Origin of the sequence: Streptomyces sp. NBC_00247 (assembly GCF_036188265.1) — a bacterium.
GTDB lineage: Bacteria > Actinomycetota > Actinomycetes > Streptomycetales > Streptomycetaceae > Streptomyces.
The window spans coordinates 3,654,686-3,675,667 of the sequence record NZ_CP108093.1 but is presented as its reverse complement, the minus strand read 5'-3'; the positions used below and the strand labels follow the sequence as shown (position 1 = coordinate 3,675,667).

General features: G+C 69.0%; 16 protein-coding genes, 1 tRNA gene and 1 other RNA gene. 8 read left to right on the top strand and 10 right to left on the bottom strand.

The window, feature by feature from the left end; translation table 11 throughout:
• Positions 1 to 69 precede the first annotated feature (69 nt).
• The 5 genes from OHT52_RS15615 to ffs form a co-directional block, all read right to left on the bottom strand.
• Positions 70 to 1,527, bottom strand: coding sequence for a N,N-dimethylformamidase beta subunit family domain-containing protein (locus tag OHT52_RS15615; protein ID WP_328720752.1), 1,458 nt, complete (start codon positions 1,525 to 1,527; stop codon positions 70 to 72).
• A gap of 501 nt (positions 1,528 to 2,028) precedes the next feature.
• Entirely contained in the window at positions 2,029 to 3,945 is a 1,917-nt protein-coding gene (locus OHT52_RS15610) for a hypothetical protein (protein WP_328720751.1), read from the bottom strand.
• A 466-nt stretch (positions 3,946 to 4,411) separates the two neighbouring features.
• Positions 4,412 to 5,671 (bottom strand): phosphoribosylamine--glycine ligase, encoded by a 1,260-nt coding sequence (purD, locus tag OHT52_RS15605; protein ID WP_328720750.1) that lies wholly within the window; start codon positions 5,669 to 5,671, stop codon positions 4,412 to 4,414.
• A 166-nt stretch (positions 5,672 to 5,837) separates the two neighbouring features.
• Positions 5,838 to 8,147 carry a DNA polymerase III subunit gamma and tau gene (locus OHT52_RS15600; RefSeq protein WP_328720749.1) on the bottom strand — a complete coding sequence of 770 codons (2,310 nt, stop codon included), beginning with the start codon at positions 8,145 to 8,147 and terminating at the stop codon, positions 5,838 to 5,840.
• A 215-nt stretch (positions 8,148 to 8,362) separates the two neighbouring features.
• Positions 8,363 to 8,457: signal recognition particle sRNA small type (ffs, locus tag OHT52_RS15595), an RNA gene on the bottom strand.
• Between the two features lie 143 nt (positions 8,458 to 8,600).
• Here ffs and OHT52_RS15590 point away from each other — a divergent pair.
• The 3 genes from OHT52_RS15590 to OHT52_RS15580 all read left to right on the top strand — a co-directional run bounded on the left by OHT52_RS15590 (position 8,601) and on the right by OHT52_RS15580 (position 11,405).
• Positions 8,601 to 8,688 (top strand) — tRNA-Ser (locus OHT52_RS15590).
• 303 nt (positions 8,689 to 8,991) lie between these two features.
• Positions 8,992 to 10,668: an Eco57I restriction-modification methylase domain-containing protein gene (locus tag OHT52_RS15585; RefSeq protein WP_328720748.1), complete on the top strand. Its 1,677-nt coding sequence runs from the start codon at positions 8,992 to 8,994 to the stop codon at positions 10,666 to 10,668.
• Between the two features lie 11 nt (positions 10,669 to 10,679).
• Positions 10,680 to 11,405 (top strand): PaeR7I family type II restriction endonuclease, encoded by a 726-nt coding sequence (locus OHT52_RS15580; protein WP_328720747.1) that lies wholly within the window; start codon positions 10,680 to 10,682, stop codon positions 11,403 to 11,405.
• Positions 11,406 to 11,650: 245 nt separating this feature from the next.
• On the opposite strand, the gene OHT52_RS15575 is transcribed toward OHT52_RS15580, so the two are convergent.
• Genes OHT52_RS15575 through OHT52_RS15565 form a run of 3 tightly spaced genes read right to left on the bottom strand, consistent with a single transcriptional unit; the run spans position 11,651 to position 14,170 of the window.
• On the bottom strand, positions 11,651 to 12,445 hold the full coding sequence (locus OHT52_RS15575) for a WbqC family protein (protein WP_328720746.1): 795 nt from the start codon (positions 12,443 to 12,445) through the stop codon (positions 11,651 to 11,653).
• Entirely contained in the window at positions 12,387 to 13,055 is a 669-nt protein-coding gene (locus tag OHT52_RS15570) for a YdcF family protein (RefSeq protein ID WP_328720745.1), read from the bottom strand. The genes OHT52_RS15575 and OHT52_RS15570 overlap by 59 nt, the downstream gene beginning before the upstream one ends.
• Positions 13,056 to 13,069: 14 nt before the next feature.
• Positions 13,070 to 14,170 carry a helix-turn-helix domain-containing protein gene (locus OHT52_RS15565; RefSeq protein WP_328720744.1) on the bottom strand — a complete coding sequence of 367 codons (1,101 nt, stop codon included), beginning with the start codon at positions 14,168 to 14,170 and terminating at the stop codon, positions 13,070 to 13,072.
• Positions 14,171 to 14,322: 152 nt separating this feature from the next.
• Between OHT52_RS15565 and OHT52_RS15560 the strand changes: the two genes are divergently transcribed.
• From OHT52_RS15560 to OHT52_RS15540, 5 genes are read left to right on the top strand one after another with little or no spacing between them, the layout of a single operon-like run.
• Positions 14,323 to 14,751, top strand: coding sequence for a hypothetical protein (locus tag OHT52_RS15560; RefSeq protein WP_328720743.1), 429 nt, complete (start codon positions 14,323 to 14,325; stop codon positions 14,749 to 14,751).
• An 8-nt stretch (positions 14,752 to 14,759) separates the two neighbouring features.
• Positions 14,760 to 15,161 (top strand): ATP-binding protein, encoded by a 402-nt coding sequence (locus OHT52_RS15555; RefSeq protein ID WP_328723756.1) that lies wholly within the window; start codon positions 14,760 to 14,762, stop codon positions 15,159 to 15,161.
• Positions 15,158 to 15,628, top strand: coding sequence for a hypothetical protein (locus OHT52_RS15550; RefSeq protein WP_328720742.1), 471 nt, complete (start codon positions 15,158 to 15,160; stop codon positions 15,626 to 15,628). The genes OHT52_RS15555 and OHT52_RS15550 overlap by 4 nt, the downstream gene beginning before the upstream one ends.
• Positions 15,629 to 15,680: 52 nt before the next feature.
• Positions 15,681 to 16,802, top strand: a complete 1,122-nt coding sequence (locus tag OHT52_RS15545) for an adenosylhomocysteinase (RefSeq protein WP_328720741.1) — start codon at positions 15,681 to 15,683, stop codon at positions 16,800 to 16,802.
• Positions 16,803 to 16,807: 5 nt separating this feature from the next.
• Positions 16,808 to 17,350: an NUDIX hydrolase gene (locus tag OHT52_RS15540; RefSeq protein ID WP_328720740.1), complete on the top strand. Its 543-nt coding sequence runs from the start codon at positions 16,808 to 16,810 to the stop codon at positions 17,348 to 17,350.
• 101 nt (positions 17,351 to 17,451) lie between these two features.
• Here OHT52_RS15540 and OHT52_RS15535 read toward each other — a convergent pair whose 3' ends face one another.
• Both OHT52_RS15535 and OHT52_RS15530 read right to left on the bottom strand, forming a co-directional pair.
• Positions 17,452 to 19,221 carry a hypothetical protein gene (locus OHT52_RS15535; protein ID WP_328720739.1) on the bottom strand — a complete coding sequence of 590 codons (1,770 nt, stop codon included), beginning with the start codon at positions 19,219 to 19,221 and terminating at the stop codon, positions 17,452 to 17,454.
• A 75-nt stretch (positions 19,222 to 19,296) separates the two neighbouring features.
• On the bottom strand, positions 19,297 to 20,646 hold the full coding sequence (locus OHT52_RS15530) for a PIN-like domain-containing protein (RefSeq protein WP_328720738.1): 1,350 nt from the start codon (positions 20,644 to 20,646) through the stop codon (positions 19,297 to 19,299).
• Positions 20,647 to 20,982 lie beyond the last annotated feature (336 nt).

Below are 20,982 nucleotides of genomic sequence, written 5' to 3'. Positions count from 1 at the left end.
GACCGTCCGGTCAGGCCCGGTCGGGTTCAGTCGCACTCGACCGCACTCCCCGGTCGCGCCGGGCCGGGTTCAGTCACGCTTGCAGATCCGGTCCAGCAGATTGGCGGTGGCCCGCTGGATGCGCTCGTCCGTATGCCCCGGCCGGTCCAGCGCCGGGGACCAGGCGAACGTGCCGGAGGCGAAGACGAGAGCCCCGGAAGGCGCCTGGTAGAGCGAGGTCTCCTGGTAGCGCCGGGCTCCCTCGGAGTCCTCGTACGGCGAATGCGCGAGCAGGATGCGCTGCTCGTGCTCCGGCAGCGCGGTACGCGGGTAGTACCGGTCGGCCTCGCCCGCCACCAGCCCGGCGATCTCGTCGCCCTCCCCCGCCCCGGTACCCCGCCAGAGCCAGTGGTCGGCGTTGCGCACGATGAGCGGCGAGGGCTCGGGCACCCGGCCCGCGTACTGGATGCCGAGCAGCTGCTGCTCCGGTTTGTCGACCTCCCGCCACAACGCGGGCTTCCCCGGCCCCTGCCGTTTGCGGCAGGTGAGCAGGCGGTCGGGCACCCCGGACGGGGACGCCGCGAGGGACACCTGCCAGTACATGGTGTTGGCCGAGAGGAAGACCAGCGAGGTCCCGGTGTCCCGCGCCAGCTCCGCGGTGCGCCGCATCGGGACGGACCAGTACTCGTCGTGGCCGGGGAAGACCAGGCCCCGGTAACGGCCCGGGTCGACGCGGCCGGCGTGCAGATCGCGGGCGTCCGCGTAGGCGAGGCTGTAGTCGTACCGCTCGGCCCAGCGGATGAAGTCGTAGGCGTGACCGACGTGGAGCGGCAGCCCGGCGCCCGCGTACGGGCGGTCGAAGGAGACCGTGACCGCCGCCTCTTCCTCGCCCAGCAGTCCGCCCTTCTCGTCCCACGCGTGGTAGAGACTGGCGCCCGTCCGGCCGTCCTCGGGGTAGAGGTTGTACGCCTGCCAGGTGATGTCCGGAAGCAGCAGCAGCAGATCGGCCGGGTGGTCGTCCCGGACGGTGAACGGAACGTGCGAACGGTGGCCGTCGACGGTGGTCAGCACGGCCACGTAGGCGCCCACCCCCCAGTGGGCCGGGATCTGGAGCCGCCAGGAAAGCCACCAATGGTGGCAGGAAACAGTCTTGTCGGCGGCGAGCGGGGGAGGTTGCACGATGCCCGACTGGCGCGGACTGGTGGTGATCTTCCGGGCGCCGTCGCCGCCGTAGTGGCCGATGCGGTAGATGTCGACGTAGAACTGCTGCGGCGGGTCGACCGTGATGTGGAAGTCGATGGCCTCCCCCGGCGCCGCCGCCCCGGGCGACGCGAAACCCTTCACCTGTCGGTGCACGTCATCGGCCGTCCGCGGGCCGCCGCCACTGCGCCCCAGATCGGGGTCGGCGTACCAGGGGACGACCTGCCCCGTGTCGTTCAAGTAGTTCTCGCTCCCGCGCAGCCAGGGCAACGGCCCCTGCCCGAACGGATCGCTCACGGCGTGCGCGAGGGCACCCGACTCCCATCGGCGACTGTGCTCCGCCCCCATGACCGGCCCCTCCCTCACGTCCCCCGTACCACTCTGGTGCGCCCTGTGTCAGGGCTGATCCCAGCACATCACATAACGCATGCGGCTCGTCACCGTTCGTCGTGAATTGACGTGAACGGAACCTAGCCTTCCGGGTATTGGGCCCGCACCGGGCCCCGCACCCGCGCGCGCACGGCGGTGTGCGCCGGTCGACGGCGCGTGCGCGGGGCGCGGAACAGAGCCCTTCCGGCACCGCGTGCGCGGACCGATTGCGTACACGGTGCCATATTTCCGTATACGGAGGGCCTGTTGCGGCGGACTGGGACACATTTCCGTATCCGGGGGGCGTGTTGAGTCCGGGCGGGGCGCACGGACCGGCCCGAGCGCCGGGCTCCGACGGCGTGAGCGAGGCGGGGCGCGTCGGGAGCGGCACGGGGGCGCGGCACGGCGGGGCGGGCCTGGCACGGCGGGGGCGGCACGGCTCAGCGGGCCGGAGCCGGCCGGGCGGGATACGGGCGGAGGTCAGACCAGGCGGACCGGCTTGTCCTCCCGGATGCCCAGCTCGGAGAGCCAGGAGCGCAGCGGCGCGGCGTCCCCGTCCTCCACCAGGCTGAGCACCGGAGTGCCCAGATCCGTCCGGCGCGCCCCGTCGACCAGCAGGGCCGGGCCGTCCAGCCAGTCCAGGCCGGGTGCCGCGCCCGCCGTGTCCACGGCCGCGCAGCAGACCATCGCCGTGACGTGGTCGGCGAGCAGCTCCGTGCCCGTACGGGGCGGCTGGAGCGGGAAGAGCGGGAGCGGGCCGGGGCCCCAGAGGTCGAGCGGATCCACGGCCGGGCCGTTCCCGCCCGACGCGGCGGGCGACGCACCGGCCGACGCGGTGCCCGTCGCACCGTTCGCCGTCCCGGTGGCGGGCGTCCCGGCGCGCGCGGTGGCCCCCGCGGCCTCCTCGCGGGCGACGGCGGCCCCCACGGCAGCCGCGAGCTCCTCGCCGCCGCCCCGGGCCGCGAGGTGGTCGATGACCCGGGCCAGCGTCGGCGCTCCGGCGTCGGCGGTACGGACGGCCGGGGGGTGTACGGCGGTGGGGTGTACGGCGGTGGGCCCGGTGGGATCGGACGCGACCACCGCTCCCGGACCTCCCGCCGGGGGTACGGGACCGGGGGCCGCCGTGCCGGACGGGCCCGTGCCGGACGGGCCCACGCCGGGGGAGTCCGTGACGAGGGAGTCCATGACGCCGTGCAGCCGGGCCGCCTCCGTGCGCCACTTCCGGTCGACGACCTCCTCCGGATACCGCTGCCAGTCGACCGGCGACCACTCGCCGCCCCGGGCCGGGCCGCCGTGGAAAAGCCGCGCGGCGAGCAGGGAAGCGGCCTCGTCGGCGAGACCCGGTTCTTCGAGGAGATCACAGGCGGGGCGTTCGCCCAGGCGCGCGGCGAACCCCTCCGCGAGCCGGTCGCGCCGGGACAGCTCGGTGAGCGCGGACACCACCCCCGCGTCCAGCCGCGCCGGCCACCTGCCCATCCGCCAGGCGGGCAGCGCGACACGGGTCAGCAACCGGTCCCAGCCCGCGTAGACGAGCCCGACCTGCTCCTGCGCGACGGCCCGTACGCCGTAGTCCACGCTCTGGGCGCGCAGCGAGGCGGAGAGCGCGACGCACCGCTCCATCTCGGCGGCGTGCCCGCGACAGCCGCGGAGCATCAGCCGGGCCGCCCAACCGGTGAAGGCGCGCGGCAGCCGGCCGAGCACGCCGGAGGGCGAAACGTTTGACCGCGCGGACCCGGCTCCGGGAGACCCGGCGTCCGCGACGACGCCGTCCAGACCACGGACGAACCTGCGGGCGGCGGCTATGTCGGGGTGCGCGGCCAGGCCCGTACCGGCGACCACGGGGGCGAGTACCGCGCGCAGCTCACCGACGCGCATCCACCACAGGAACGGCGACCCGATGACCAGCACCGGCGCGGCCCGCTCGCGGTCGCGCCGCCCACCGGCCCGCTCCTCGGCCCCGGCGGCGGGCCCGCTCCGCGCCGTCGGATGGGTGCGGTCCTCCAGCCAGCTGTCGCAGTCGGGGGTGAGCGCTATCGCCGAGGGCGCGGGCACACCCATGCGGTCGGCCAGCTCGCGCACGAGCCGGTAGAGATCGGGGGCCGATTTCTCGTGCACCGCGACGGTCGGACTGAGCGCCGGTCGGGCCCGCGCGACGGTGACGGCGACCCCTGCGGCCAGCAGCAGGAAGACGACGGCTGTCACGCCCACCACCCAGCGGGCGGTGTTCCAGCCGACACCGGACAGATGCCCCTGCGCGGTGGCGGCGATCATGACCACGGCCACTGCGGCGGGCAGGATCGCCAGCGCCACCGCGCGGCTGCGGATGCGCAGCAGCGCGAGGGCCCGCGCCCGGGCGGCCCGCATGCCCAGGTCCTCACCAGTCTCCGTACCGGACACGACCGGAAGTCACCCCCTCTGCCCCCGCGACGGTGTTGCTCACTCCCCCACTGTGGCACCGCCCTCGGACATCGCAATGTCAGTGGGCCAAGTGCCGGAATCCTTGCGCCGCACCCTAGTTGGGGGTTTCTCGGGCGTCATCCGGATGGCCCAGCCGTCACCCGATGGAATGGCTTTGGGCAAAGCTGCTGACTTATTGCCATGGATGGGCAAGCCCTTCTCCCCGCGCACGCAGCGCACACGCGGGAGCGTGCTCCGGCGCACCGGAAGCGCAACCCGAGGCGCGTCCGCCCTTTCGCCTCGCCGGGCGGTCCCGTGCGGCTGGTCCCGTGCCGACGGAGTCCGCGGGGACACCGTGGGGCCTGCGGAAACGCCGGGGGCGGCCGAGATGTCACTCGGCCGCCACCAGGTCGGGCGGGCGGGCCCGGTGGCGTACGCCCCCGGGTCCGGAGAGGGGAGTCGGGGATCAGGCCCCGGCGTCCTCCGCGGCCTTCCGCGCGATGTCCGTACGGTGCTGGGAGCCGTCGAGCCGGATGCGGCCGAGGGCCGCGTAAGCGCGCTCGCGGGCCTTCCCGAGGTCCGGGCCGGTCGCCGTCACCGACAGGACCCGGCCGCCCGCGCTCAGAACCGTACGGCCGTCCGCCTTGGTCCCGGCGTGCAGGACGTACGCGTGCGGGGCGTCCTGGGCCGCCACGTCGGCGAGACCGTCGATCGGGTCGCCGGTGCGGGGGGTGTCCGGATAGTTGTACGAGGCGATGACCACCGTGACGGCGGCGTCCTCGCGCCAGTTCAACGGCGGTACCTCGTCCAGCGTGCCGTTCGCCGAGGCGAGCAGCAGACCCGCGAGGGGAGTCTTCAGACGGGCCAGGACCACCTGGGTCTCGGGGTCGCCGAAGCGCGCGTTGAACTCGATGACGCGCACGCCGCGCGAGGTCAGCGCGAGGCCCGCGTAAAGGAGGCCGGAGAACGGCGTACCGCGCCGGCGCAGCTCGTCGACGGTGGGCTGGAGAACCGTCTCCAGGACCTCGTCGACCAGCTTCGGGTCCGCCCACGGCAGCGGGGAGTAGGCACCCATGCCACCGGTGTTCGGGCCCTCGTCGCCGTCGAGGGCGCGCTTGAAGTCCTGGGCGGGCTGGAGCGGCACCACGGTGGTGCCGTCGGTGATCGCGAAGAGGCTCACCTCGGGACCGTCGAGGAACTCCTCGATGACGACCCGGTCGCAGGCGAGCGCGTGGGCACGGGCCGCATCGACGTCGTCGGTCACGACGACGCCCTTGCCGGCGGCGAGCCCGTCGTCCTTGACGACGTACGGGGCGCCGAAGGCGTCGAGCGCGTGGTCGATCTCGTCGGCGGTGGTGCAGACGTGGCTCCGGGCGGTCGGGACGCCGGCCCCGGCCATCACGTCCTTGGCGAACGCCTTGGACCCTTCGAGCTGCGCTGCCTCACCGGACGGGCCGAAACAGGGGATGCCGACGGCGCGCACGGCGTCGGCGACCCCGGCGACAAGCGGCGCCTCCGGGCCGACGACCACCAGCCCGGCACCCAGTTCGGTGGCGAGGCGCGCGACGGCGTCGCCGTCGAGCGCGTCGACCGGGCGCAGTTCGGCCACCTCCGCGATACCGGCGTTGCCGGGAGCGCAGTACAGAGCGGTGACCTCGGGGTCGAGGGAAAGAGAGCGGCACAGGGCGTGTTCGCGGGCGCCGCCGCCGATGACGAGGACCTTCACGGGATGCAGCCTAACCGCCGGGGGCGCGGCGCCTCGACGGCCGCCGGTCCGTGGACGGGAGGCTCCGGCGGCCGGGCACGCCCTCCAGCGCCTGAAGGGGCCCCGCCCGTGAGCGGGTGCCCGCTCCGGTCAACGCTCCCCGGCCGGCTCCCCCTCCCGCTCCGCGCTACTCGTTGGTGTACTCCTCCACGACCGTGGCACCGAGCTCGCGGACGATCAGCTCGTGCCCGGAGAGCGCCGAGTCCACGAGGTCGGGGTCGTCCGCCTCCGGGGTGTCGTCCTCCGGAGCGACCGTGTGCGCCGGCTCGGGCGCGGACCGCTCGTACGCCCCGGACGCGGGCCCGGAACCGCCCTGCCCACTGGGGGACTGCTGGGACTGGTGGGACTGGTGGGACGACGACGGAGGCTGGTGGGGCTGCTGAGGCGCCACAGCGGGTGCGGCCCGCTGCTCGTACGGCTGCGGGGCCGCGGCCTGGTACCCCGACGACTGGGACGCGGGGGCCGGGGACGCGGCCTGGTAGGCGGGGGCCTGGTAGGCGGGGGCGCCACCGCCGGGGCGCCCGCCACCCCCTTGGATCGGCTGGCCACCGCCACCGGAGGGATCGATGATCGCCTCGACGCGCCACTGGGCGTTGAACCGCTCGGCCAGCGCCTGCCGCAGCACCGCCTCGCTGCCACTGCTCGCGAAGGTGTCGCGGGCGCCCGCGTTGGCGAAACCGATCTGGAGCGTGGTGCCGTCGAACCCGGTGACCTGGGCGTTCTGGCTGAGCAGGATCCAGGTGAAGCGGCGGTGGTTCTTCACCGCCTCCAGGATCTCGGGCCAGATGCTCCGCACCTGTCCGGCACCCTGCGCCATGTCCTGCCCCCCGGCCTGCGCGGCGGGCGCCTGGGCGGCGGGAGCGACCGGAGCGGGCGCCGGGGTGGCCGGGCGGGGCGCCGGGGCACCCGGCGTCGAGGCGGTCGGCCAGCCACCGGGGCGGCGGGCCTGCTCCCCGCCACCGGCAGCGGCCGGTGTGGGCCAGGCACCGGGCCGCTGAGCGACGGGCGGCGCCTCGGCCGGAGGCTGCTGCCCGTACTCGGCGGACGGTGCGGCGGCGGGTGCCTGCGGCGCCGGGGCCTCGTACGGTGCGGCGGCGGGCGGGTCGTACGGGGCTGCGGGCGGGTTGTACGGAGCCGTCGGCGGGTTGTACGGAGCCGTGGCGGGCGCGGTGGGCATGGGCGGATGCGCCTCCGGCCCGGGCACGTACCCCACCGCGGGCGGGGCGGCCCGTACCGCCTGCACTCCTGCCGCCGCTGCCCCTGCCCCTGCCGCGAAGGCGCCGCCGCGCTCCAGGCGGTCCAGCCGCGCCTGGAACGACCGCTCGTCGTCGAAGGCGGCGGGGAGCAGCACCCGGGCGCAGATCAGCTCCACCTGGAGGCGCGGCGAGGTCGCGCCGCGCATCTCCGTCAGCCCTTGGTTGACGAGGTCGGCGGCGCGGCTCAGCTCGGCGGCGCCGAAGACGGACGCCTGGTCCGACATCCGCTCCACCACGTCGGCGGGGGCGTCGATGAGCCCCTTCTCCCCCGCGTCCGGCACGGCCGCCAGGATCACCAGGTCACGCAGCCGCTCCAGCAGGTCGGCGACGAACCGGCGCGGGTCGTTGCCGCCCTCGATCACCCGGTCCACGACCTCGAAGGCCGCGGCACCGTCGCCGGCCGCGAAGGCGTCCACCATCGAGTCGAGCAGCGACCCGTCCGTGTAACCGAGCAGCGAGGTCGCCATGGCGTACGTCACGCCGTCTTCGCCCGCACCGGCCAGCAGCTGGTCCATGACGGACATCGAGTCACGGACCGACCCGGCCCCGGCCCGTACGACGAGCGGCAGCACACCGTCCTCGACCGCGCTGTTCTCCTTGCCGCAGACCTCCGCGAGGTACGACCGCAGGGTCCCGGGCGGGACGAGCCGGAAGGGGTAGTGGTGCGTACGCGACCGGATCGTGCCGATGACCTTCTCGGGCTCGGTCGTCGCGAAGATGAACTTGAGGTGCTCCGGCGGCTCCTCGACCACCTTCAACAGGGCGTTGAACCCTGCCGGGGTGACCATGTGCGCCTCGTCGATGATGTAGATCTTGTAGCGGCTGGAAGCCGGCCCGAAGAACGCCTTCTCGCGCAGGTCACGGGCGTCGTCCACGCCACCGTGCGAAGCCGCGTCGATCTCGATGACGTCGATCGAACCCGGGCCGTTGCGTGCCAGGTCCTGGCAGGACTGGCACGTCCCGCACGGCGTCGGCGTCGGCCCCTGCTCACAGTTCAGGCAGCGGGCGAGGATGCGCGCGCTGGTCGTCTTTCCACAACCACGCGGCCCGCTGAACAGGTACGCGTGATTGACCCGGTTGTTCCGCAGGGCCTGCTGGAGCGGGTCAGTGACATGCTCCTGACCGATGACCTCGGCGAACGACTCGGGGCGGTAGCGGCGGTACAGCGCAAGGGACGACACAGTTACGAGGTTATCGGGACGCGCCGACAACCGGCTCCGCATCGGACCCCCGCGACCGGGGACCCTGGTCACACCGGACCGCCGGCGAACCGGCGAGATGTAGATCACACACGCGACGGGGCGGCTGGAGCACCATCCGGGGCCCGCCCCACCCCTCGGGGAAACCCCACCCGGGACGGCCTCTTCGGAGGGGCCCGCGAAGGGGCCCGGAAAACGCAAGGGCCCCCCACGCACCCGCCAGAGCCAACCTACCCTTGCTGCCTTCCGGCCCTGGGGGAGTTCAGTCAGATAGCGCCACGTGAGGGGCTGACGCCCACCTTAGCCGATCCCCACCCCTCCAGGTCCACCCGCCCGGCCCCGAGGTCTCCCCGATCCGTCCGCCCGACCCCGTCCTGACGATCTCCCCGGGAACGTGTTCGCGAGCACCCCTCAACGTCTTGTATTGTTTGCGGCGGAGGATTCGCCTAGTGGCCTAGGGCGCACGCTTGGAAAGCGTGTTGGGGGCAACCCCTCACGAGTTCGAATCTCGTATCCTCCGCCATTGCTCTCACCGGGCAATACGTCGAAGGGCCCGCAGCTTGCTGCGGGCCCTTCTTCGTTGATGGTCTCAGTTGGCCCAAGGTGACACGTCAGCTCGGTCGCTGGCCCGCGCACTACTCAGTCGCAGGCACCTTCACGTCGACGAACCAGAGCGCGCTCTCCTTGGCCACGAGAACGACATGGCTGTCGACCTCATCAGGCTCACGCGCCCGATGCTCCGCAGACGGAACAGATCACTCCGTTGAGCGCGACCGCCCCTGTGGATAACTCTCGTGGCCGAAATCCTCCCTAGTAGTGTCGAGACGTGGCCACTCCCCTGTTCTTCGAGACCGCCCTCCACACCCTTCCCTCGGTCCCCGAGGAGGCCGTGGAGCACGGCGAGGTGTTCACACGGCGCTGGGTCGTCGACCTGATCCTCGACCTCGTGGGCTACACCTCGGACAAGCTCCTCTGCGACTTGAAGCTTGTTGAGCCGGCCTGCGGCTCGGGAGCGTTTCTGGGAGCGGTGGCCTCGCGGATCAGCGCTTCCTGCCGCAAGTACAACCGCCCCATCGGTGATGCACGCGGGGCTGTACGTGCGCTCGACCTGCTGGAGCGGAACGTCCACAGGAGCCGCGAAGTAGTCGAGAAGCACCTGGTCGACGATGGCTGGGACCCAGCAGAAGCCCAGTCGGTAGCAGAGTCCTGGATCGAGCGGGGAGACTACCTGCTCCAGCCCGAGGCGATCCAGCACGCGGACTACGTGGTCGGCAACCCGCCCTACATCCGTCTGGAGGACGTCCCAGCGGACAGGATGGCGGTCTACCGTCACGCGTGCACCACCATGAGCGGTCGCGCAGACATCTACGTCGGCTTCTTCGAAGTCGCTCTCCGAAGCCTCGGGCCAGGAGGACAGTTGGGCTTCATCTGTGCGGACCGCTGGATGCGCAACCAGTACGGTCGGCGGCTGAGGCAACTGGTGACCAAGAGCTTCAGCATGGACTTGGCCCTGGTCATGCACGATGTCGACGCGTTCGACGACCAGGTTTCCGCCTACCCGGCCATCACGCTCATCAGCAATCGAGGCCAGGGCACCGCCGTAGCCGCAGACACCACGCGAGCCTTCGACGCTCCCCAAGCCACCGACTTCGCGCGCTGGTACACGAGTGATCGGACTGAAACGGTCGCGACGGAAGCCTTCCAGGCCGCTCGCATGCCGCACTGGTTCCCGGACGAGGACTCGTGGCCGAGCGCCTCTCCCGCCCGGCTGGCCGTGCTCGAAGAGCTGACAGAGCACTTCCAACTTCTCGAGAACAACGGCACCGGCACCAGGGTCGGCATTGGCGTCGCCACTGGCGCGGACAAGGTCTTCCTCACCAGCGACGAAAAGTTGATCGAGGATGACCGACTGCTGCCTATGGCCATGGTCCGTGACACCACGAGCGGCGCGCTCAACTGGAGCGGCACCTACCTGGTCAACCCCTGGTCTGCGAGTGGCGATCTGGTCGACCTCGCCGCATATCCCCGGCTCGCAAAGTATCTCGACGATCACGAAGCCGCATTGCGCAAGCGCTACGTGGCGGTCAAGCAGCCGCACCGCTGGTACAAGACCATCGACAAGGTCGATTCCACACTGGCCCGGCGGCCCAAGCTGCTGTTCCCGGACATGAAGCTGACGATCCATCCGGTACTCGATGAGGGCGGGCTGTACCCTCACCACAACCTGTACTTCATCGTCTCGGACGTCTGGGACATGCGCGTGCTGGGTGGTCTGCTGCTCTCCAAGGTCGCGGAAGCATTCGTGGAGGCGTACGCGGTCAAGATGCGAGGGGGGACCCTCCGCTTCCAGGCCCAGTACCTCCGCAAGATCCGGGTCCCCGACCCGGAAGCGATCAGCGAGCGCGACCGAGAAGCCCTGGCGGCAGCTTTCGACAAGCGAGACGTGAGGGCCGCCACGGAGGCCGCCCTGCGCGTCTACGGACTTGCCGAACTGCCTGACTAGGAGGACGAATCTTGACGGTCACCCGCCAGGATTTCGAGGATGCGATAGCGGCCTACTGGGACGCCAGGAAGCTTCAGGGCGAACAGTCTGCGATCAAGGCTGCTGTCGGAGCCGGTACAGCTGGATCCGTACGTGGCGGTAAGCACTTCGACGCGATCGCGATCCTCCTGTCGAAGTTCTTCCTCGAAGCCGGCTACCCGCCCGAGAGCATCCGGGTCACCAAGAAGCAAGGACTCGAACTTCCCGGCTACTACCGCCCCCAGAAGCAGTGGGACGTGGTGGTCGTCCACAAGGGCGTCCTCGTCGCGGCCTTCGAGCTCAAGGCGTTGGGTGGCCCTTCCTTCGGCAACAACTACAACAACAGGGTCGAGGAGGCGCTCGGCAGCGCTGTGGACCTACGCCGAGCAGTCTTGGCCGACCTGTATCCGAAGGAGAAGCCCTGGCTCGGCTACTTCTTCATCATGGAAGACCACCAGAAGTCCAGGAACCCGGTCAGGATCGCGAAGGGCGCACTGCCCATCGACTCACACTGGCACAAGACCTCTTACCAGGACCGCTTCGGGATCTTCTGTGAACGCCTCGTGGCGGAGCAGTTGTACGACGCCGCCTGCTACGTCACATCATCGGCCGAGGAGCCCAAGCCGACGGAGCTGGTGGATAGCCTCGACTGGCGACACTTCTCAGCGGCGATAAACGCCCGGCTCACGTATCTGAAGGAACTCGGGCTTCCCGGCTAGGAAAGACGAGCGGGCCCCGGCCGATCGTGTCGAGGTCCCGCATTCGAATGCCTTCGCGCATCCAGCACAGGAGCCGCGAGCCCGCGCCCAATCTCCGCGCCGAGGCAGCCCGCCTCCGAAGCACTACCGCATCAGCCTTCGGCGTCTTTTCCTCCACCGACCAACCTTCGATGTTGACCGCTGCTCTTCCGATCAGGCCGAGCCGCCCACACCGCTGATCCGGACGAAGCACAAACAGGTAGCGGTCACGCGGCGGGCACCACCAGCCCGAAGTCCGACGCGAGCAGCTGCACGCGGTCAGCGACCTCTTGCGGGCCGAGTGCCGCCAACGCCCACAGCGAACTAAGACTTCGTCCCGAAGGCCAGACGTCGGTCATCGGCGGCTGGAACGGCAGGACGCTGATGCCCTCGGCAGCGAACGGTGCCGAGTCGAGGTACGTCATGCCGCCGGTTCCGCACACGTATGCGCGGGCGCCCGTGATGGCGCAGAGATCGGTGAGCCGCTGGGAACGGCCCGGTCGGGAGGGCAGTTCGCTGCTGACGAGGATCTTGCCCTGCCAACCGAGCAGGCTGAGCAGAGCACGAGTGGAGATTTCCGCAGCAGCTGCGGTCCTGCCAGTGCCGAAGGCATCCAGTACTGGGTCCAGGGCCTGTGCGAGCGCCGGCCAGTGTGGGCTCGCTCCGTAGTGCTGGCGTAGCATCCCCGCCGTCTTTCGACGGGCCAGGCCGGGGTCGCCGATCAACGCGTCCCGGATGAGAGTTTGCCGTCCGCGGGGAAGGTGGGTGGGAACGGTGAGCCACTGCTGACGGTCCGGTTCGTCGAGGTCACCGAGGCGGGCTCGGTGCTGGTAGTCGCGGCGGGTGAACTGTACGTCGTCCAGGACGATCCAGTAGTCCGCCGCGAACAGCTTGGCCAGTGTGGTCAGTCTGGGGAACAGGTTGGGCTGATGAATAGCGCACAGCCCGCCCGGTTCTGGCAGGTCAGGAAGCGATGAGGCGGCTGGTGAAGCCGTCGTGGATGAGGGATTCGTACGCTCCATGCACATCCTCCGGGACCTGCTGCTCGATGGCGAATCCGAGCTTCGGATACTCGATGACCCGCTGGAGGTCGCCGACGAGCATGTCGAGGACGAGCTTCTCGTCGCCGATGGACTTCACGTAGTCGTCGAACTCCAGCGGCTCCGACGCGCAGAGGATCTCGACGTCGGGCCATAGCTTGCGGGCAGTCGCGAACGACCGCCGTTCCATGTAGGGCTTGGAGACCAGCAGCACCGTGGCCGGGGTGATGCCGGCGGCGGCGAGGACCTGACGGGAAAGGGTGATGTTCTGCCCGGTGTTGCCTGCCTCCGGTTCCAGCAAGATCACTTCGGCCGGGACGCCAAGACCGAGGGCGTGCTCACGGAAGTGAACGGCCTCACCGCGTGGGAAGACCTTGGCGGTGGTGGGGCTGTTGCCGCCGGTGAAGACCAGGGTCGGGAACAGCCCGGCGCGGTACAGGTCGGCGGAGTGGGTGGCGACGCCGAGGTCGTGACTGCCCAGGCCGATCGCCACGTCGACGGGGCGCAGTTGGTGGTGCATCTGGTGGTAGTCCCAGATCAGGGCGGCCCGGCGCCGCTGGTCCTCGGTGATGGCCTGCTGGTTGTCGCTCACGCATTTCTCCCTGGTCACCGTCGCCGGGGGCCGGTCGGCCCCTCGCTCATGGCCTTGATGCCCTCGATACTGCGCAGTTGGTGCACGAGTCCGTACTGCGAGGCCGTACGGGTGGCCTGATCAAGGACGAGGAGTCCATCATCTCGGGTCGCAGCGTCGGAGAGCAGGATGTGGCCATGGGCGGTGTCCAGCCGAACGCGTTGCATCGGTGAGTCGGTGGCGCCGCTGCTGCGGGCGATGTCGATGAAGTGCAGGGCTTGGCTGAGGTCGCCGGCGCCACGGCGGGCGAGGGCGAGTTTCTGGTGGGCCACCGACCAGTCGTCGGGTTCGGTGAGGTCCTCGAAGTCACGGGTCGCGGCCTGCATGACGCGGGTCGCGTAGTCGTGCCGACCGCCCTTGCTCAGCGCGGTACCCACCCACAGGCGGGCCCTGGCACGGTCACGGCGGGAGAGCCGGTCATCGACGGCGAGGGTTTCGTACTGGCGGGCAGCGATCTCCAGCTTGCCGGACATTTCGGTGACCACCGCGAGGGAGAGGTCGAGCTGGGCGACACGACGTGGGATGTCGAGCTGGGTGAAGACCGCGCGGGCTCCGGCGTAGGAGTGGTGGGCGGAGAGTGGGCCGATCACTGAGCCTTGGTCGCGTTTGAGGTCACCGAGCAGCGCGGTCGAGCGGGCGAAGAGGTACAGGCCCTTTTCGTCCAGTTTCGGGGCGTCGAACCGCACCAACCAGCGGTTGAGCAGGCTGTCGGCGAAGGCGAAGTTCTGGCGGGCGAGCGCGACCACGACGCGATCCAGGTCGTCGGCCCACGACTCGTACTCCCAGGCTCGGGGGCCGGAAGTGGTGACCCGTCGGCCAGCGCCTTGCACGGTGCTGGCCATCTCGAACAGGAGTGTCTCGAAGCGCAGGTGGGCGTGGGCGTCGGCGCGTCCGAGGGCGGTGTCGAGGATCGCCTGGGTGTCGGGTCTGGGCTCGGTTTCGGCGCGCTTGCTCTCCCACTTCGAGACCGTCGCGACGGCCACGCCGAGGTGCTCGGCAAAGGCCCGCACGCTCAAACGCAGGGCGAGACGCAGAGCCCTGGCCTCCAGGCCGGTCCACTGGTGCACGGTTGCCACGCCTCACTCCCTTCCACCGTTATCGAAGCAGATGGCTGGGGATGGCGGGACGGAAGTGGAACGGAAGTAGAACAGCAAGTGATTGGCCGGGAGTTCCGGGTCCTCCATGCTCAGGATCGTCACCCCGTGTCGACTCTTTGGACGGTCCTCGCATGGAACCCCTCACGGAACATCGCCTGGTCAGCCGCCCCGTCGTTTACGGCTTTCTGCGGCTCGTGCGGGTCTCCGAAGCCCGACAGGAGGCGCTGGCCGCCTCGCTCGCCGAGTACTGCCGTAGCCACGAACTGGAGCTGTCCGGCGTCTTCACCGAACGCGAGGCTAGTGCCGGCCCCGGCTCGGCGGCCTTCACCGGCCTGCTGGACGTGTTGGCCCTGCCGGACGTCTACGGCGTACTCGCCCCGGCCGCATCACACCTTGGCCCAAGAGCGATAGCCGCTGAACGCGATCGGTGGATCAAGGCGGCCGGCTCCCGGCTGCTGCTGGTCCGCCGACCCCACCATTCGTACAAGCCGACCGCCCCCAGCCCGGTGGCCTGCCGCCACAGCCCCGGAACCGCAAGCCTCCTGGAGACCGAAACATGAGGACAGCCATGATCGAGACGGTGCAGCGCTTCTTCACGGCCCGCCCCGAATCCGTCGGACAGGCAAGGAAATTCGCTGACGAGGCCCTGACCGAATGGGGCCTGGCGGAGCGGATCGACGACATTCGCCTCTGCGTATCCGAGCTGGCGACCAACGCGCTGGTCCACGGCACTGTCTCCGACCACGGATTCCTGGTCCGCCTCGAAATCGAGGACGACGTCGTGCGCCTGGAGGTGCACGACAGCCGCTGTCGACGCCCCCGGCCCCGACAGGCCGCCAGCACCGACCTGTCCGGACGTGGTCTCGCCCTCGTGGCCGAGCTCGCCGACGAGTGGGGAGTGCGCGACCGTGCACCGCTCGGAAAGATCGTTTGGTCCTGCTTCAAGGCCGCAGGCGGGACGACCACGTGAGCACCATCCACACGTCGGCCGGCCCTGACCTTCGGCTACTGGTTTCGCTCTCCGCCTGGACCTGGCGGGGCACCGGACCGGACGGCCGCGAACTCGCCCACATCCTGATCGCCCACAGTCCTGCTTCCACTCTTTCCGCCTCTACTGAAGCGCCGGAAGCCCGCATGCGGCGTCTCGCAGACAGCCTTGGCGGACTGGGCGGGGCGGGGGACGTGGTCCGTGATGTCGGTCGCTGCCTGCACATCGTCGGCCACCACGTGTTTCTGCACTTCCCAGGCGCCTCCCGCAGGGTGCGGCTGCCGAGCCGCCCTGACTGGGCGGCGCTGGTCGCTAGCACCGGCACAGCCGTTCTCTCACTCGGTCTGGAACCGCTGTCGCAGTCCGCCGATGCTTCTCAGCTCGACACCTATCTGAATCTCGCCAGCGCGACCGACCGGCTGCTGTTCGGACTCGCCCGCAGCCGCTGAAGCCCGGGAACTTCCTGCACGGCCCCGGTTATACGGATGAGAGGCACCTACCGTGGAAACCTTCGAACGCGCCAAGCTGGACGCATACTTCGCGCGGATCGCCGCCCAGTTCGCCCCCGACGGGCAGACCTCGTCGTTCCTGATCACCCACCTGCTGGCTGAGCGTCCCGCATTCGTCCGCGCCGTTGCCGCGATGACCCGGCTGACGGCGGTGCTGCCCAAGCCGAAGTCCGTACACCCGGCTGCCCAGCGAGAGACCGAGCGGACCGTCGTCGTCGACACCCTGACCCGCGAACTGTTCACCGACCCGGACACCGCGCTGGACTACTTCGAATCCCGGGCCGCCGGAGAATCCGTCTCCCTCCTCGATGTCGGCGGCTACTTCGCCCCCACCCTCACCGACCTCCACAGCCGCTTCACCGGGCGCCTGGTCGGTGTCGTCGAGGACACCGAGAACGGCCACCGCCGCTACGAGGCCCTCGACAAATTGCCCTGTCCCGTCGTCTCGGTGGCCCGCTCCCCGCTCAAGGACCCCGAGGACTACCTCGTCGGTCAATCCGTCGTGTTCTCCACCGAGGCCGTCATGCGCGGGCGCGGCGACATCCTCCACGGCCGCCCCGCCCTCGTGATCGGCTTCGGCAAACTCGGCTCCTCCATCGCCCGACTCCTGCACGCCAAGGGTGTCCAGGTCACCGTCTTCGACATCAACCCCGTACGCCGCACCCAGGCCCTGTCCCAGGGCTTCACCGTCGCCCGCGACCGCGAGACCGCGCTCACCGGCGCCGGCCTGGTGCTCTGCGCGACCGGCGCGGTCTCCCTGCGCGGCGAGGACTTCGCCCACCTGCGCAACGGCACCTACGTCGCCACCGTCACCTCCAGCGAGGACGAGCTCGACCTCGCCGGCCTGCCGGACGTCTACACCCGCACAGTCGTCGGCGACCACGTCACCCGCTACCAGACCACCGGCCATTACTTCTATCTGGCGAACGGCGGCAATGCCGTCAACTTCATCCACGGCGCAAGCGTTGGACCGTTCATCTTCCTGATCCAGGCCGAGATCCTCGCCGCGATCAGGATGCTCACCCGCGGGGACCTCACCCCTGGCATCCACGAGGTCCCCGCACCCGACCGCGAGGCCATCGCGGCGACCTGGCTCTCCTACTTCAACAGGTGATCACCATGCCCATCACGGCGAACCACATCCGCGCCACCATCACCGCGTACCTCGACCAGCACCCCGAGGACAAGCACGAGATCGCCGTCGTCCAGGGCCTCCTCGACGACGGTAACGACCTCACCAGTCGCAAGTCCCTGCCGGGCCACGTCACCGCAGGCGCGATCCTCGTGGGCCGCGACGGCCGCGTCCTGCACATCCTCCACAACGCCACCGGCAAATGGCTACTGCCCGGCGGCCACATCGAGCCCTCCGACGACACGCTCTTGCAAGCCGCCGGCCGCGAACTCGCGGAAGAGACCGGCATCCCGCCCTACGTCGTCACCCCGCACAGCGAGATCCCGCTGCACATTGACGTCCACCCCATCGACGCCAACCCGGCCAAGAACGAGCCCGCCCATCGGCACTTCGACTTTCGCTTCCTGTTTCGTACCACCGCTGGCATCGGGGAACTGCAGACCGAAGAGGTCACGGACGCGGCGTGGCACGCGGTGGACAGCCTCGCTGATGAGCAGCTGCAGCAACGGGTCGCCCAGGCGCTTCTCTGACCATTGAGGAACTGGCGCTCCCGAGTACGGCTGCGATGCCGTCGTACTCGGGGCCCCCGCGCCTGCGGTCAGTTGCGGCCCAGCCTCTCTCGCCTCGGGTCTTACCCGGCATCGCCGGGCAGTGCGCCGGATTCAGACGGTTCTTCGGAGCTCGTACTGGCACTCTCACCCTTCATGCCCGCCTCCAGAGAGGCGTGGCACCGCCGTTGGAGCTGAACCCTCTCGTCGTCCGGGATGTTCATCGACTCGGCCAGCACGGCGGCGAGCGCGGCCACATCAGCGTTGTCGATGTCGGAGTCGAAAACCCACCGAATGTTGTCCTCGGGCGTTATGAGGTCAATCGCCGAGCGCCCATTTCCGTCCCGTGTGGCCGGCGCTCGGACGTATCGCACTCGGTCTATCGGGATGTCATGACCGATCTCGCCTTGCCCGAGGAATGCATTCGCCTTGGCCGTGATGATGCGCCGATCCGTAACGGCGACCAAATTTCTTGCCGCCGCCTTGTCCATCGCCGGAACTACCTTCCCCTTCGCTCCGTCGAGGATCGCACCAATTCGAGCGGGGGCATCGAGGCCGAGGACGCGGAGGGTCTCACCGTCCTCGAGGAACCATCGCAGGATGCGAAGGTACCGCTCAAGATTCAGTGACTTGGGCGCGCAGACGACGGCGGGAGCTTGGAGTGGAGGGACTGGTGGATGGAGAGCATCGGCAAGAGGCTGGATCGCCTCCAGAAGATGGGCACTGGTGAGACGAGCCTTCTTCGACTCCTTCCGCTTCCCTATCAGCGGCACTGCCGCTGGTCCGGGGAGCTCGGCGATGATTCGCAGCTCCCGCGTCAGCGAGTCGAGGAGGCTCGTCGTCTCGGCTAGGGCCGAGTTGAACTCCTCGCTGGTCTCGCGCTCAATGATCTTGACGAGGCGAGCCTCGTCGGCTTCTTCGCCTCCAGCGGCCCTCGCACGCGTAGCGTGGAGCGCCTGGTATCCGGTCCATGCCTTGAGCGAAGACAGGAGGGCATGGGCGTCGAAGACGATTGCACTGGCGTTCGTCTCGAGATACTGACGTCGGTCAGGTGTGTCGAGCTGACCCAGCTGCCGGACGTGTTCGCCGACGTTCAGTCGGTACGTTTCTCGCTGCTTACGGAGGTCATCGTCTTTAGCGGCGACTTTCTCCCACTCTGTCGTCGTTACCGATCCGAGCTCTCGCGCGCGGCTAACTGCGCGATCGACGGTGTCGACGAGCGCCGTCAGGCCGGCCCACTGCCCGTGGCGCATGGTCGTGAGAACCTGACTTGTCAGCGCGATGTTGGTTCTGACGAGACCTGTGACCTGGCTCAGCATCATCTGGAGCGCGACCATGGCCAGTGCCGGCCCGATAGCAGCCGCGACCCCCGCCGCGCTCACCGCCGTCACAGGGATCCAACGGACCTGATGGACTATTTTGCCGTTGACGAACACTGCCCCGAGATTCGCGCCATCCTTGATGGCGAGCACTCCGCCGGCACTCAGATAAGCCCTCGCCGCGTCGCCGACCCTGTAGACCCCCTCCACGCTGGCGAATGCGTTTGCAAGATTGCCGCCTACGGTCGCCGTGTTGCCAATCGAGGCGAGGGCTGCCGAGATCCGCCTACGGTCGTCGACGGACACGAGCCCCAAGTCGATTGGATAGAGCTTGAGCTCCGAAATGAGCTCCTCAGGTACCTCCCCGAAGGCGACGGCAAGCCCTGGCTGCACCTCTACCATGACCGTCGATGCCGTCGTCGAGCCGCTAGCCGAGTGAGGTGCCGGAGAGTCCGTATCTCGTGAGTCGGTAGTATCGCTCCGACCGTTCCCCTCAGGCTCGTCGGTTTCTACCGAGTCCGCAGGATCCTGCATATGATCTCCTCCCCGCGGGGGCGTCCAACGCCCCGACATAAAATCTGCGTAATGCTAGGAACAGCAATAGCTCATTCAGGCCGACGACGGATTTTCGCCCAGGATTTTCTGCGCGATTGGCCGCAGCAGAGGGACCGCCTCCTGCGCGATCCGAAATCCTTTCGCCGAGACCGCATCAAACTCCCGATCATAGACGGCGAAGAACAGGCTCTCAGCGTCTCCGACCTCGATGCCATTTTCTTCGAGTCTCTTCGTCGCCGTCTTGACAGGCCGAGTAAACCCCCGGAGCATCCGCGTTTCCGCGTATCCGCCGATCTCGTAGACCGTCGCCCGGCTGACGAATCCGTCGTTCTGGACGGCCTCAAGCATGGAATACGCCTGCACGTCAGCCTGACCGAGCAAGAGATCCACCAAAGCTTCGAGTGCTTCGGAGGTCCATTCTGGACCGCTGGGGGTGGTGGTCTGCAGCTGCTCCAAATCCCTTACCGAAGCCGTCTCCACCTCGAGATCCAGAACGATACGGGCCTGCTCCAAAAGACCGCTCGGCTGAAGCATGAATAGTCGACATCCCGTGCGGCGGAGCATCTCCTGCGTTAGTTCAGGACGGGGCCTCGCCGCGATGTTCCCGTCACGTTGCTTCCACCAATCCTCTTTGCTGTCTCCCGTCACGAACAACACCTCGGATCCAAGACGCGTGGCCTCTACGAGGGTCTGCTCCCAGACGAGATAGTCCCCTGCTGCCCGTTCATCCGACTTGGTCTTGAAGTCCTCGTAGCCGGGCGGAATCTCGTGCTCTCCGCGTCGCTTCGCCTCGATCAGTGCGGCCGCGTGCTCATGGTCGGCAAGCGGAGGGCCAATCCGGCCCTGGAGTATGGGCTCCAGCCGTGCCAGTACGGGATCGGTGTTCGTGTCGGTGGCATCTGCAAGAGCGTCTTTGACGGCCTGGCCGTCGATCAAAGACTGCAGACTGAGCAGTACGGTGTCGAGCTGCTCCCGGTGTTCTGCGATCATGCCGCTGATCTCCGCGTCGTCACCGACGTGGACCTGTTTCAGCCAACGATCAAGTGCGTCGCTGGCCGAGCGGCCGGCCTTGACCAGCGCCGAGCGGACTTCCTTGGCCTTCAAGCTGTGATGGCCGAGGATCGTACTCTGTTCCCGAAGGCGCCAGAATTCGGTGAGGACCTGGTGCGGTACCCACAGACGCTCGCGCAACCGGTCCAACACTGCAAGCAGGTCGCCCCTGGTCCGCTGGTTTGACCTATAGAGGGTCAACAACACGTTGGTGTCGACCACTACGAGCCCCGTCGTGAACAGCCGCTGATAGTCCTCCGGGGAGGGCGTTCGGTATTCGGCGAATCCGTCGAAGAGTCCTCGCCCGCCCCCGGTTTCGTTGCCGTCTGGCGAGCTCGCCACCCCATCAATCACTTTCGCCCCCAAAGAAGCACCCGCTGCAACAGCCTGGCCGGCTCCGTCCCGATCATTCCGCAAGGACGCCCTCAGGATGTACGACTCGGCCAGATTGAGTTACTCCATCGCTGGACGAGGCTCCCTGGCCCGACCGTCCCTCCCATCACTGGAGCAGCCCGGTCTCAGTCCTGGTCTCATTCGGACCCGTTCGGGAGTGTTCAAACCAAGGCCGCCCGAACACTCAGCACCAGGTCAGGATGCTTACGGACCTTGCCGAACCCTTCTGCGAACATTTGGAAAGCGTGTTGGGGGCAACCCCTCACGAGTTCGAATCTCGTATCCTCCGCCATTGCT